The organism is Methylosarcina fibrata AML-C10 (assembly GCF_000372865.1).
Lineage (GTDB): Bacteria > Pseudomonadota > Gammaproteobacteria > Methylococcales > Methylomonadaceae > Methylosarcina > Methylosarcina fibrata.
The window spans coordinates 3,069,028-3,082,757 of record NZ_KB889965.1 but is presented as its reverse complement, the minus strand read 5'-3'; the positions used below and the strand labels follow the sequence as shown (position 1 = coordinate 3,082,757).

General features: G+C 55.1%; 15 protein-coding genes. 12 read left to right on the top strand and 3 right to left on the bottom strand.

The genetic code is table 11. The annotated features are described in order from the left end of the window. Window positions 1-126 precede the first annotated feature (126 nt). From A3OW_RS0114530 to A3OW_RS0114490, 9 genes are all read left to right on the top strand, one after another. A complete protein-coding gene (locus tag A3OW_RS0114530; protein WP_157385904.1) occupies window positions 127-564 on the top strand; it encodes a cysteine rich repeat-containing protein in 438 nt (145 codons plus the stop codon). Between the two features lie 146 nt (window positions 565-710). After that, a complete protein-coding gene (locus A3OW_RS0114525; RefSeq protein WP_020564176.1) occupies window positions 711-1,295 on the top strand; it encodes a lipid-binding SYLF domain-containing protein in 585 nt (194 codons plus the stop codon). A gap of 39 nt (window positions 1,296-1,334) precedes the next feature. After that, on the top strand, window positions 1,335-2,762 hold the full coding sequence (locus A3OW_RS0114520; protein ID WP_020564175.1) for a DUF1254 domain-containing protein: 1,428 nt from the start codon (window positions 1,335-1,337) through the stop codon (window positions 2,760-2,762). 81 nt (window positions 2,763-2,843) lie between these two features. Continuing rightward, entirely contained in the window at window positions 2,844-3,314 is a 471-nt protein-coding gene (locus tag A3OW_RS0114515) for a glycine zipper family protein (RefSeq protein ID WP_083918217.1), read from the top strand. Window positions 3,315-3,331: 17 nt separating this feature from the next. Then, window positions 3,332-4,492, top strand: coding sequence for an MlaE family ABC transporter permease (locus tag A3OW_RS0114510; RefSeq protein ID WP_020564173.1), 1,161 nt, complete (start codon window positions 3,332-3,334; stop codon window positions 4,490-4,492). Window positions 4,493-4,510: 18 nt separating this feature from the next. After that, window positions 4,511-5,299, top strand: a complete 789-nt coding sequence (locus A3OW_RS0114505; RefSeq protein WP_020564172.1) for an ABC transporter ATP-binding protein — start codon at window positions 4,511-4,513, stop codon at window positions 5,297-5,299. Continuing rightward, a complete protein-coding gene (locus A3OW_RS0114500; protein ID WP_020564171.1) occupies window positions 5,296-6,321 on the top strand; it encodes an MlaD family protein in 1,026 nt (341 codons plus the stop codon). The genes A3OW_RS0114505 and A3OW_RS0114500 overlap by 4 nt, the downstream gene beginning before the upstream one ends. Before the next feature lie 3 nt (window positions 6,322-6,324). Further along, window positions 6,325-6,948 carry a PqiC family protein gene (locus tag A3OW_RS0114495; protein ID WP_020564170.1) on the top strand — a complete coding sequence of 208 codons (624 nt, stop codon included), beginning with the start codon at window positions 6,325-6,327 and terminating at the stop codon, window positions 6,946-6,948. A 50-nt stretch (window positions 6,949-6,998) separates the two neighbouring features. Next, window positions 6,999-7,271 carry a hypothetical protein gene (locus A3OW_RS0114490; RefSeq protein ID WP_020564169.1) on the top strand — a complete coding sequence of 91 codons (273 nt, stop codon included), beginning with the start codon at window positions 6,999-7,001 and terminating at the stop codon, window positions 7,269-7,271. A 55-nt stretch (window positions 7,272-7,326) separates the two neighbouring features. Here A3OW_RS0114490 and A3OW_RS0114485 read toward each other — a convergent pair whose 3' ends face one another. Next, the gene (locus A3OW_RS0114485) at window positions 7,327-8,733 is read right to left on the bottom strand and encodes a hypothetical protein (RefSeq protein WP_051091822.1); all 1,407 of its coding nucleotides are present in this window, start codon (window positions 8,731-8,733) and stop codon (window positions 7,327-7,329) included. A gap of 169 nt (window positions 8,734-8,902) precedes the next feature. On the opposite strand from A3OW_RS0114485, the gene A3OW_RS0114480 reads away from it, so the two are divergent. From A3OW_RS0114480 to A3OW_RS0114470, 3 genes are all read left to right on the top strand, one after another. Beyond that, window positions 8,903-9,349, top strand: a complete 447-nt coding sequence (locus A3OW_RS0114480; protein ID WP_020564167.1) for a radical SAM protein — start codon at window positions 8,903-8,905, stop codon at window positions 9,347-9,349. Window positions 9,350-9,427: 78 nt separating this feature from the next. After that, on the top strand, window positions 9,428-10,090 hold the full coding sequence (locus A3OW_RS0114475) for an SPASM domain-containing protein (protein ID WP_157385903.1): 663 nt from the start codon (window positions 9,428-9,430) through the stop codon (window positions 10,088-10,090). Between the two features lie 4 nt (window positions 10,091-10,094). Next, window positions 10,095-10,505, top strand: a complete 411-nt coding sequence (locus A3OW_RS0114470; protein WP_157385902.1) for a hypothetical protein — start codon at window positions 10,095-10,097, stop codon at window positions 10,503-10,505. A gap of 55 nt (window positions 10,506-10,560) precedes the next feature. Here the strand turns inward: A3OW_RS0114470 and A3OW_RS0114465 are convergent, their stop codons facing one another. Continuing rightward, complete coding sequence (locus tag A3OW_RS0114465; protein WP_020564164.1) at window positions 10,561-12,297, bottom strand: hypothetical protein; 1,737 nt, start codon at window positions 12,295-12,297, stop codon at window positions 10,561-10,563. Window positions 12,298-12,473: 176 nt separating this feature from the next. After that, window positions 12,474-13,634, bottom strand: coding sequence for a polyphosphate kinase 2 (gene ppk2 / locus A3OW_RS0114460; RefSeq protein ID WP_026223617.1), 1,161 nt, complete (start codon window positions 13,632-13,634; stop codon window positions 12,474-12,476). Window positions 13,635-13,730 lie beyond the last annotated feature (96 nt).

Genomic DNA, 13,730 nt, shown 5'->3' with positions numbered 1-13,730 from the left:
GACCGGCTATGGCACGCATCGCAGGTTTCCGGTGAGGATGTGAAGGAACTGGAAGACAGGGGAAGCGGCCGTTATTTTCAGAAAACAATGTCTTCAAGCCAAATTATGAAAATGAACAGGATCGATATGAAACGTATTGTCTTGCTTGCCTGGATCTGTACAGCAGTCGGCGCTTGCGCCGCACCGCAACCGAAAAACGCTGCCGATGCCGCGCCGTCCGGCCAGGGCCCCCTGGAGACTTTTTTGCAGGGTTGCCAAACCGAACTGGAGGCTTATTGCAAGGACGTCACGCCCGGCGCAGGGCGCATCCTCGCTTGTATCTATGCTCGTGGCGACAAACTGTCGGGCCGCTGCGAGTATGCGCTGTACGATTCGGCAGTGCAACTGGAACGAGCGGTGGCGGCGCTTTCCTATGCGGCCAACGAATGCGGCGACGATCTCGAACAATACTGTTCCTCGGTCGAAGCCGGCGAAGGAAGATTATTGGCCTGCCTCGAAGACAACGAGAAAAAAATCAGCGGGCGCTGCAATCAGGCTTTGAAGGATTTGAATTTGAAAAAATAGCCGGCATCCGGTGCCGGTTTGAATGAGACAAGTCGGGAATCGGTCCGAAAGAATTCGCCCGACCGGATCCCCGGTTTGCATCCATTCAAACCCGATACCGGAACGGCATGGATTATCAATTCCGAACGGTCAGGCAACCAGTGCGTATGACAAATCGAGACAGGTTAAAAAAAACCGGGTTAACCGTTTTACTGATGAGCCTGCTGGCCCTTGCAGGTTGTCAATCGGTGGGCGGCAATCCCGGCATTTCGGGAACGGCCGCCGAAATCGACCGGAACGTCGATGCGGCTTTGCAGACTCTTTATGCGACTACGCCGGAGGCTAAAAAGCTGGCTACTCGGGCGAAAGGCATTCTGGTGTTTCCGACCATCGTCAAAGCCGGTTTCGTGTTCGGTGGGCAATACGGACGGGGCGGCGCGTTGCGGGTCAGGGGCCGGACCGCCGGCTATTACAACAGCATCGCGGCGTCTTACGGGTTGCAGGCCGGGGTGCAGTCTTACGGATATGCGCTGTTTTTCCTGTCGGACGAAACGATGAAGTATCTCGACAGCAGCCGCGGTTGGGAACTCGGCGTCGGGCCCAGCATTGTCGTCGTCGACGCCGGCCTCGCCAAATCGATCACCACGACGACCGCGAAGCACAACGTCTATGCCTTTATCTTCGACCAAAAAGGATTAATGGCGGGACTCGGCATCCAAGGCTCCAAGATTACCCGCATTCATCCCGATTAACGATCGAAGCAAATTTTTTAAGATTCTGGACGATTGCTTATGACAATTCATTTTCGGAGAGGTTTAGTCGAAACTCTGTTGTCCCTGGCGCTGGCAATCGGGGTGGCGACTGGCGCCCCGCTGGCGGCCGAAAAAGCGACCGAGCAGGAAGCCTACGAGATCGGACTGGAGGCTTATGTGTATCTTTATCCCTTGATCTCGATGGAAGTGACCCGCCGCGTCGCCATCCATCAGGAACCCGGCGAGAAAGCCGGCATGGGGCCGATGAACGTCTTCCACCATATGCGTGCGTTCCCGGCTGCGGATTTTCGGGAAGTGGTGCGCCCAAATTTCGACACGCTCTATTCCAGCGCCTGGCTGGATCTGACCGAAGAACCGCAAATCGTCTCCGCGCCGGATACGGCCGGACGCTATTATCTGCTGCCGATGCTGGACCTGTGGAGCGACGTGTTCGCGGTGCCGGGCAAACGGACCAGCGGCACGGCCGCCGCAGATTTCGCGGTCGTGCCGCAAGGGTGGAAAGGCCAACTGCCCAAAGGCATCCGGCGCATCGACGCACCCACAGCCTACGTCTGGGTCATCGGCCGCACGCAAACCAACGGTTCCAAAGACTACGAGGCCGTGCACAAGGTGCAGGACGGATACCGGATCACACCGCTTTCCCGATGGAGGAAAAAGCCCCGGCCGATGAAGGCCAAGGCCGCGGCCGATCCGGGCGTGGATACGAAGACGCCGCCGCTGGTGCAGGTGAATACGATGCCGGCCGGCCAATATTTCAGCCTGGGGATGGACCTGATGAAGCACAACCCGCCCCACGTCACCGATTGGTCGATGGTCGAGCGCATGCGGCGGATCGGTCTTGAACCCGGACCACGCTTCGATTGGAACAGGATCCCGACCGCCGTCAAGGCGGGGCTGGAGCGCGCCGCGGCGGACGGCTTGAAGTGGATGAAGGAAAAGGCGCCGACCCTGGCGCGCGTGGTCAACGGCTGGCAGATGAATACCGATACGATGGGCGTCTACGGCAATTATTACCTGAAACGCGCGATCGTCGCCATGGTGGGGCTCGGGGCGAATCAACCCGAGGATGCCGTTTATCCATTGGCCTTGGCCGATGCCGGAGGCAAAATGCTGGTTGGAGGGAGTCGGTATCGGCTTCATTTCAAGAAGGAAGAACTGCCGCCGGTTGATGCTTTCTGGTCGGTTACTCTATACGATGGGGACGGCTTTCAGGTCGCCAATCCGCTGAACCGCTTCGCCATCGGCGATCGCGACGCATTGAAATTCAACGCCGACGGCTCGCTCGATCTCTATATCCGGCACGACTCTCCGGGAGCCGACAAGGAATCCAACTGGCTGCCTTCGCCGGGCAAGGGAACGCTGGGCGTGACCATGCGCCTGTATGCGCCGAAAGCCGAGGTGCTGGACGGGCGCTGGGTGCCGCCGGCGGTAACAAGAGTCGAGTGAGTCGGCGGTAATAGCGAAACGTGCTCTGGATTGAGCGGTTTCGATTGAAAAATTTAAACTCATTATTGAAGAGAGAGTATCATGAAAACCCGGACAAGACAGTTGAAAAATCTTTGGCCCCTGTCGATCGCGGCTTTGGTTCTGCCGCTGTCGGTGTTTGCTCAAAATCCGATCGTCTATCCGGCGAAAGGGCAATCGTCGCAGCAGATGGCTCAAGACCGTTTTGAATGCCATACCTGGGCCGTCCAGCAGAGCGGCTTCGATCCCAGCACCGGCGCTTCCGCTTCCCAACCCAGCCAGCCGCAAGAACGCAAGGGCAAAGAGTTGTTGAGAGGCGGAGCGCGCGGCGCCGCCGCGGGAGCCGCGATCGGCGCGATTGCCGGCGATGCCGGTAAAGGCGCGGCCATCGGCGCGGCCGCCGGCGGCTTAAGGCGCGGCTTCGCGCAACGGGACGCCGACAAAGCGGCGTCCGCGGCGCCCAACGAGGCCGCCGTTAACTACAACCGCGCCTTGAATGCGTGTCTGACGGGTCGGGGCTATACCGTTCAATAGATGAGAATGAAACTTTCATGAAAGCGAAGACGGCTGCGGACGAGCAGGACTTATCGGGCGAGGTCGAACTCGTGCGTCTCGATGACTCGGCCTTGCTGATTCGCCTGAAAGGCCACTGGGTGCAGGGCGCCCGGATAAAACCGGCGGAAACCCTGCTCGAAAGCCTCAAGAGTTTCGGTTCTTTCAGCCGTATCCGTCTGAATGCGGACGAGCTCGGCCAATGGGACAGCCGCCTGCCGACCTATCTTCTGAAAATTCTTGACGAATGCCGGGCCAACGCCGTCGAAGCCGACGTCTCCGGCCTGCCGCCAGGCGTTCAGGGCCTGCTCCGGCTGGCGCGCGCGGTGCCGGAAAGGGCCGGCGCCCGGCGCAGCGCGCAAAAACCGCCGATGTTGGCGCAACTGGGCAAGGCGGTGTTGAATGCGCTGGCCGACGCCCGGGGACTGATCGGCTTTATCGGCGAGACGGTGCTGGCGAGCGTCGCCATGTTGCGCGGCAGGGCCAGGTTTCGCCTGCACGATTTGATGTTGTGCATCCAGGATGCAGGGCCCGGGGCTCTGGCGATCGTGACGCTGATCAGTTTGCTGGTGGGCCTGATTCTGGCTTTTGTCGGCGCGGTGCAACTGGCGATGTTCGGCGCGCAGATTTTTATCGCCGACCTGGTCGGACTGGGTACGGTGCGCGAGATGGGCGCCTTGATGACCGCGGTGATCATGTCCGGCCGCACCGACGCCGCGTACGCCGCGCAACTCGGGACGATGAACGTCAACAGCGAGATCGATGCGCTCAAAACCATGGGCATTTCGCCGATGGAGTTTCTGGTCATGCCGAGAATGCTGGCGCTGATCCTGATGCTGCCCTTGCTCTGCCTTTACGCGGATCTGATGGGCATCCTGGGCGGAGCGATGGTCACGATCAGCGCCTTCGACGTTTCGCTGGTTCAGTACGTCAACGAAACCCGCAAGTCGGTGCATTTGCCCGATTTCGGCATCGGCTTGTTTAAAAGCCTGGTGTTCGCCGTGCTGATCGCGACGGCCGGCTGCATGCGCGGCATGCAGTGCGGACGCAGCGCTTCGGCGGTCGGCGACGCCGCCACGGCCGCGGTCGTCAATAGCATCGTCTACATCGTGGTGGCCGATTCGATCATCACCCTGATCTGCAACCGGCTCGGCATTTAGAGACGGCAGGGAGAGCGCATGGCCACGCCCCATATCACGGTAACCGATCTGACCATGGCTTACGGCGACTTTTTGATTCAGCGCGATCTGAACTTCACCATCAACCGGGGCGACGTGTTCATCATCATGGGCGGAAGCGGCTGCGGCAAGAGCACGCTGCTGAGGCATCTGATCGGCTTGCAGCAGCCCGCCCGAGGCGATGTTTTTTATGGACGGCAAAGTTTCTGGCATGCCGACCCCGAAGCGCGCGTGAACATGATGCGGCGCATCGGCGTCCTGTATCAGTCCGGGGCCTTGTTCAGTTCGCTGACGCTGGCCGAAAACATTGCCTTGCCGCTTGGAGAGTTTACCGATTTCAGCAGGGGAGAAATCGCCGACGTCGTTTCCTACAAGCTGGCGCTGGTCGGCTTGGCCGGCTTCGAAGGGTATTATCCTTCCGAGATCAGCGGAGGCATGCAAAAGCGCGCGGGCTTGGCGCGAGCGATGGCGCTGGACCCGGAAATCCTGTTTTTCGACGAGCCGTCGGCCGGACTCGATCCGGTCAGCGCCAGGCTTTTGGACGATCTGATCATCAGCCTGCGCGATACGCTGGGCACGACGATTGCGGTCGTGACTCACGAACTGGCGAGCATCTTTGCGATCGGCACCAATTCGGTGTTTCTGGATCCGGAGACCAAAACGATGCTGGCGACCGGTTCGCCCAAAACGCTTCTGGCTGAATCCGACAACCCGAAAATCATTCAATTTCTAACTCGAGGCGAAGGCCGTGCGAGCAATCAGACGGAAACGGAGCGGCAAAACTTATGAGTAAACCCATCAGTCCTGTGGCCATAGGCGGCTTTACCGTCGGCGCTCTGACGCTGCTGGTGGCCGGCTTGCTGATGTTCGGCGGCGGGCAATTGTTAAAAACCGACAAAGCCCGGTTCGTGATTTTTTTCGATACCTCGCTGAACGGTCTGGACATCGGTGCACCGGTCAAAATGCAGGGTGTCAAAATCGGAGAAGTCATCGAAGTTTCGATACAAATCGACCCGGTCAAGCTCAAAATTTATAAACCGGTCGTGGTCGAGATCGACCGAAATTCTTTTACCGGTACCGGCGGAGTTAAATTTCCGACGGCGCTGACGCACGGGCAGCAGGAGAAGAACCGCGACGATCTGGTGAAAGCCGGATTCCGCGCCCGCCTGGAAACACAAAGCCTGTTGACCGGCCTGCTGTACGTCGACATCGACCTGCATCCGGACAAGCCGCCGTTGTTCGTGAATCTGAATTACAAAGGCATCGTTGAGTTTCCCGGCATTCCGAAGACCACCGACGAGCTTCGCAACACCGCCGAGGAAGTGGCGAAGAAACTGCGCGAATTGCCGCTGGATCAAATCGTTCTGGATTTGTCGGAGAGCCTGAAGGAAATTAAAAATCTCCTGGCTTCCGAAGACGTCAAAAAATCCAAGGCCGCCCTGGCCAAGACCCTGGAAGAAATGGACAAAACGGTGACGACTCTGAACCGGAATCTTGAGCCGATGCTCAAGGATACCAACACGGCCATCCGGAATACCAATCTGTTGATGCAGGATTCCCGAGCGATGGTTCAGGACATCCATAGCGACATCAAGCCTGTTTTGGCGTCCACCGATCAGACCTTGAAGGCCGCGACTCTCGCCTTGAACAGAGCGGATGAATCCATGGCGAACGTCAATGAGGCGATCGGGCCGGAATCGGCTTTGAATGAAACGCTGGAAGCGCTGAGAGATGCTTCGCGTTCGATTGAGAGGTTGACCGATTATTTGGAACGCCATCCGGAGTCGTTGATTTCCGGCAAGGAGAATTAGAAGATGTTGATCATGCGTGCAAACCGTTTCGTTTGGATTCCGCTGTGGGCCGGTTTGCTCGGCTCTTTGACCGGATGCATCGGCGGAGCGACGCCGCCTTCACAGTTCTATCTGCTCGAGCCTCTCCGCGAGAGCGAAAGCGAGGCATCGGCCGTTTCGGAAAAGCCCGCGGTTGCCCTGAGTCCCGTGAAGATTCCGCGCTATGTCGATCGTCCGCAGATTGTGGCCGCGACCGGCCCGAACGCTTACCGATTGAGCGAGCTGAACCGCTGGGCCGAATCCCTGGACGACAATATCGGCCGTGTATTGGCGCAGAATCTGTCGCGGCTGGCCTCGGTCGACGTCGTGCCGACCAACGGATCCGGGCTCGCCCGCCAGGCCCGGCTTCGGGTATCGGTCGCCATCCTGGAATTTCATGTGAATCCGGAAGGGCAGGCCGGCCTGACCGCGCAATGGCGGATCGCTCGCGGCGAGGACGGAATCCAGGTCCGGCAGGTCTCGTACCGGACGCCGGCATCGACCTCGGATTATCAGGTCATGGTGGCCGCGCTCAACGACTGCTTGAACCGAATGAGCCGCGAATTGGCGGCTGCGGTGCGGCAGACGCTGGCGGCAGGAAATCGCTAAGCAGTAAATTCCGGAAGCGTTGCCACTCATTTTCAAACCGAGGCCTACAAATGAAAATCCGATCCTTATTCGTGCTTCTCCTCCTGGTTTCATCGGCAGGCATTGCCGAAAATAAGCCGCTTGATCTGGAGTTGGACACGTCGTCTTTTTATCAGGAAAACGCCAAAGACTCTTCCTGGATGCGGGATGAAAATTATCAGTCTCCCGAGAAGCAGTCTGCCAGCCGCTGCGAGGAAATGAGCAAGGAAATCGAGTCTCTGAAAGGCAAGCCGCAACGCAGATTCGCATTAGAGCAGCGTTACGAGGCCGAATGCGTGGAATAGGAAGAAAGGTTCAAAGCGGCTCGCCCCTGGAAAGCAAGCCGTTCGGTGCATGGCCTCAGGCGAATTTCTTCTTCAATTTCCAGAATGCAATGGCGGAAGCCAAGACCATTGCGCAGGCGGAAGCGATCAGGAGCAAACCCAGAAACAAGGTCTGCCTGAACGCGTAGTCCACCAGTTCCTTGCCCCCGGCCTGGGTTCGCCGGAGCATGGCGTCCAGTCGATTGGACAGGACGTCAAGATTGTCGGGAGACAGCGTCCGGTTAAACATATGCAAAAGATGGGTTAAGTTTTGGGCGGAATCACCGATCTGTTGGGCGGCAACGGTATAGTCGTTGATCCGGAAAGGCTCGCTGTCCGGGTCGGACGGGCTGGCCTGGAGTTGCCGCACCACTTCCTGAAAAGTCTGTAAGGTGGCGGTCGAGGCATTCGACATTTGGCTGCCCGCGGCCAGTGTTTTCTCGATCTGTGCAGCGAGCCCGTTCAGTGCCGGCTGTTGCTTGTCCAGGGCATGGACGATCGCCTGGCGCTCCGTGCTGATGAATCCCGGAAGGCGCTGCGCCGTCCGGCTGAAGCGGTCCGCCGATTCGGACAATCGGGTCGCATCGGCCAGCAGTTTCTCCAACTGCGGCACTTCCGCTGCGTTTATAATCAACAGCTCGGTTTGCCAGCGGATCAAGGTCGGCATATGCCTGGCCAGAAACAATCCGCGTTCGGCGAACAGTCGGGTGTCGGCCAGTTCGCGAGTAGCGGGGTCGAGTCCCGCCAAGGGATCGATGGTGAGCAGATTAAACACGCTGGCGGTTATCATTGCGTCGGAACTGCGGTTGCTTTGCGCGACTTCGGCCGCGAAACCGATCGCTCCGACGTCGCTGGGAGAGCGGACGTTCGGATGTTTCTCGTGCCAGGAGCGGATGGCGGTGCGCAATTCCGAGAGCTGTTCTTTTTTGAGCACGGTTTCCGCGATTCGCAAAATCTGCCTTTCCACTTCTTTGGCGGCCTGGAGATAGGGTTGGGCCGATTCTCCATAGTATCTGGACGTCCAGTATTCCTCGACGTTCATCCGGTTCAGGCTGGCCAGGATGACCATGTCGAGCAGATTGGCGTTGATGTTGGCCCCGGTGGCCACAGCCAGTATATCCTGAGTCGTGCTAATCCGGCGTATCAGCAGCGAGCGTTTTCGGGTGGCTTCGTCTTCCTTTAATTGCAGCTTGCCTATGGCCAGATTGAGCCTTTTGATGGAGTTGTCGGCAAAACGGAGCAGTTGGGATTGCAGTTCGACAGGATCGGACGCTTTGTTTTCCCGGTCAAGCGAAAACAGGGAGCGGATACTTTTTTCCGGCAATTCCAGCGTGTTTTTGAGCAGAGTGCAGCCGCTCAACATCAAGGCCAAGATGAGGAGAAGCGCGATTTTCCGTGCCTTTCCCGGAGGACGTGGATTGTAAGGCCGATAGAGTGGGGGCATGAAAAGACCGTCTCCTTTAAAAATAAATTAATAAGTTGCTTGACAAAGTAATTAACTAATGGTAAGGCCGATCGGCATTTCAGTTATTGGGTTCCAAGACAGCGTTAGCGTTGGTTTTCGCGCTATTCTATGTGATCTTTCCATTGGTTAATACCCAAGGTGGACCGCCATGAACTTTACTAACGTCATAAAGCCAACTCATCTCTGCAATTTGGCATGCAGATATTGTTATAACGATGACGTGAGGGATCCAATCATGCATGACGACGTCCTGCACCGTACAATTGAGCAGACGTTTTCTTATGTACGGCGTTTCGAACAGGATCGCGTTGTATCCTTCGTTTGGCACGGCGGCGAGCCGCTTCTTGCAAAGCGGACCTTCTATGAAAGAGCATTGCAATACCAAGCCAAGTACGCGGAAGGCGTCCGGTGCGAAAACTCAATCCAGACAAATGGTACTCTGATCAACGATAGTTGGCTTGATTTCTTCAAGCTGGCGAACTTCAGTGTTAGTATTAGCATTGACGGTCCTAGCTATTTACATGACAGCAACCGGGTCGATCACCAAGGTCGCAGCACATATCAGAAAGTTGTCGAAGCGATTCAGAAAGTTTAGGCCGCAGATATCCCATTCGGCGTTTGCGTTGTGATCTCCCGCAGCAACAAAGACCATGTCGGAGAGATCTACGATCTCATGGCCGAGCACAATTTACCTTTTAACATTATCCCGCTCAACCGTTCTGGAATTGCCCGGGATAATTTTAAGGATGTAGGACTCGGGTCGGATGAGTATGCACCGGCATGGATCGAGATGTATGACCGCTGGTTCGATGCCTCAGAGGATTATGTCTATTGCTCGGATTTTGTCTATAAGACACGTGCCATCCTGAGCGGGCGACCAGCCGATTGCGTCGCACTGGCGCAATGTTCGTCTTCGAATATATCTGTCGATCCAGTTGGAGATGTCTATCCTTGTGCTTCCTTGTCAGGACATGCGGACACGCGTTACGGCAACATCCTGGAGCATTCGCTCGAGGAACTTCTAAATACCGACACAGCATCCGACTACCGGAACCGCAAGACAGATCCGCAATGCAGCCGATGCAAGTGGCAACATGTCTGTCATGGTGGATGTCAGGCTCGAGCCTATAAGTTTTTTCAGGACCATCATGAGCGAGACTATTACTGTCCTAGCCTCTTTAGAATTTACGAGCATATCGCTCAGCGACTCGGCGAGAAGTTCGAGATTTCAGAGCCGCGTTATGAATTGATGCCACCAACTCTCGATACCACCCGATTAGCCACTCATCTCAACCATCCGCAGCCTGTTCAATTTTTAAAACGACGAGGGGGGTAACAATATGGATACCAGCAAACTTAAACCAGGTGACCCTGTAACTCCGTGTACTGAGGCACCAACGATACGTGTACGTGATCCAGGATGTAAAGAAGCAATGGATGACCTTTCAGCCAGCGAAGGCTATTCCAGTCGCGGCCATATACGGCATTTCCTGCCCGATCGGGAGGTGAACCTTGCGAAGTTAAATAAAGCCCTGGCCGACGTGTTCGGGGAGCCCGCACTGCGAGTTACGGATTTGTCATTGCGAATTGATGAGGAATATTGGCGCCAGGTATGCGGTGATCCGTGGTCTGGCAATGTATATACCTATCGCTTCCGTTCACCCGACTCCCGTATATCAGAGATTGAGGATCTCAGGAATGCTGTGAAGCAACTGTCATCCGAAGTTGATAAGCTGAAGGGAGGTAAATAATGTGTCCTGAAGGAGCGTGCCGGCCGGGAGGTAGCCTTCCTGCCGCATGTAAGCTTTAGCTCGTCAGGTGAGACACATGGAATCGCCCGAGGTAAGCCACATGGATGTCTAATTGTTGGCTGCCTTCTGTTGAACCATCGTGAATAATGTTTTGTACTGGCGCTATGTAGGCTTCACCAGGCGCTACACGGATCTTAATTACCGGATATTCGGGAAATCGCCGCATGAACTCGTCAGCAAGCCCATCTGCGTCGGGCGGGAGGTCCGTGAGAAGAGCCTGCATGATGTTCATGCCAACGTTTACGAAAAGGAAGTAGCGGTCTGAACGTCCTAAGTTGATTAATAGGATGTTTCTGGAAGAAGCGCGCGCGTCGAGATCCACGTTATCCCATGTGTCCAAATGAAGGCCGACACGACGCTTGATGTCATGGTCGTACGAGACGGTCCGCAATCCTCCGGGGTAAGCGGACAGACCGAGACAAGTGAATTGATCGGATACCATAGAGAATTTATCGGCTAAGTATTCGGCTAACTCGATAAAGACTGTTGCCAGTTGTGGATGTTTTCTGACTTCCTCAACCTGTCCAATGGTTGTTACATTCTGTAGATCAAAGCGGTTAAACTTTGTTATTTGCGTGACATCTATAGGGAGGATCGCCACGCACAGGTCTGGACTGCCGGGAGGGGAGTCGTACAAAAGCAGACGTTGTTCCATTGCATTCGGCGCCCGCCAAGGCCCTTGCGGTACGAGAGCCTCTCGGCGGTAATAAGGGGGATTCGATTCTAAAATCGGAGATTCTGTTGTCCCTTCACTGATCAATATCCTGGGAATCTTCGAAGTTCCGATGCCAACTGGCAGAAAAAGTTTGGTTATTGGCAGATCTTTGGTGTCGAAAAGCGATAAGCGATTTCGTGATAATTGATGTGCTAATGTATCGCCAGAATGCTTGGGTTTCGCCTTATGCGGAATTAAACTATCTCTCACTTCCACATTGAAACAAATATCCCGTGTGTTTTTTCCCAGGCAATGTATGGAGACACTGCTGAAAACCTTGTGGCCGGATTTGACCGCTATTTTTCTTGCACTTTGGAAAGCGGCTTGTTCGGCGCAGTCCAATTTTAAAATACCGTGAATGTGATCAATGGGTACTTCAGGCACTTCGAAAATCACCGAAACTTTGTTGTCATCATGGATTTCTACGATGATCGTAACAGCAGGCTCAGAAGATACCGATGTTTCTAACAGTGGCACGACTTGATTCCAAGATTGCGCCATTTCTCCAGGTCCCAACCTATCGATGGCTCGCATAAGATCATCCTGACTGCTCCCAATGCAGTCGTAAATACATAGGCTCAAATTGCCATTCCTCGATGCTGTGATCTCGAAACCGCAAGGAAACCGGTTCAGGTTTGAGAAATAGTCGAGAGCCGGACTGTTGGAATCGCAGCCTAATGCTTCCGCCATTGGTCGTATTCCCGTGGGAGGTAAATTGGATTTGAACAATAAACCAATTGTCCCTTGAAGGTCGACACGAACGATTTGACGTTCGCTTGGAACTCCCAGCAGCAGGGCTTGAAAGATATCCGAGCACGCAGCAGGAATTGAAAAGGTCGAGAGGAGCATTCTGCATTGTTCGGGTTGCAGGTGGGTTTTTAGGTGAGCCGATACTCTTGATTCTGATTTACCGGAGATACGGTATTCGGCTCGTATTTGTGCAAGGTCGAGATTCAGAGCGGATTGGAGCTGCTCCAAGCTAGCGCCTAGCTTTGACGCTAAGGCTGTGTTTTCCATGAATTCCTCCTAATGCCTAGGATAGACGATCATTGGATATAGTTTAGCAAGCGTAGCCTGGATGGAATGAAATGGAATCCAGGATGAACGCTACAGTTCGTTTATCGATTGAATAAATACCAAGTTTAAGGCAAAGCTTCCTTTGTTTTTCGGAATGCCAAGATTGGGTCCATCTTCTATAAAATGGCCTTTTCTTCTTCCCCTTGTTCGTAAACCACATGAGCGCGGCCGACCAGTAACGGATCCAGAGGGCCTATGTGCTCGAGATTCTTATTAGTGTACGGTAATTTATGCAGCACGTAGCGCATGGCGTTCAATCTCGCCCGTTTCTTGCAGTCGGATTTGATCACCGTCCACGGGGAGTCGGCGGTATCGGTATAAAAAAACATGGCTTCCTTGGCTCTGGTGTATTCATTCCATTTGTCCAGGGAGGCCATGTCGATCGGAGATAATTTCCACTGTTTCAAAGGATGGGATTCTCGTTCCTTGAAACGGCGGCGCTGTTCCTGCCGGGTTACGGAAAACCAGAACTTGATCAGATGAATGCCGCTGCGTACCAGATTCCGTTCGAATTCCGGAACCTGCCGCATGAATTCGTTGTATTCGTCATTGGAGCAGAACCCCATGACCCGCTCGACTCCGGCCCGGTTGTACCAGGACCGGTCGAACAGGACGATTTCGCCTTCGGTGGGCAAGTGTTGAATATAGCGCTGAAAATACCATTGACCGCGTTCGATCTCTGAGGGTTTTTCGAGCGCCACGACTCTGGCTCCCCGTGGGTTCAAATGTTCCATGAACCGTTTGATCGTGCCGCCCTTTCCCGCAGCGTCGCGGCCTTCGAACAAGATGACGACGCGTTGTCGCTTTTCCTTAACCCAGGCTTGCAATTTCAAGAGTTCGACCTGCAGCAGGTATTTGTTTTTTTCATAGCTCTTTCGAGTCATCAGATTCTTATAGGGATAACTTCCCTCGCGCCATTCTTCCGATAACTCATCATCCGGGTGCGCTTTGCGTTTTAAAATGACGGGCTCTATCTGTGCCAGCAAGGCATGGCGCAATTTTACGGCATCGTCTGGGGAAGCGCCCGCTAAAATGCTTTCCAGGGTAAGCGCAAGGGTTTGGGTATCGCCTTCCTTGATATTGGAGAGAATGTCCTGAACCGCTATTTCTTTGGAAGATTGCGCCGCTTCGATGGCCTGGCCGACCACGAACGACTCGATGCCAGCCGGCGTCAAGTTCGGAGGAATATCCCCTTCGGCCGACCTGCGGCTGCGGCTCCTAGGCAATGCTTTCCGAGTCGACCGGATGGGGGAAGCAGGAGGATCTTGATTTTCCATTCTTGAATACCTTGGGATGGATGAAATATACAGAGAAAAGGGGCACGACCCGCAGCTTCGGAGCGGCCGTCCTGCTCCCGCCGAGCCTTTGGAAAG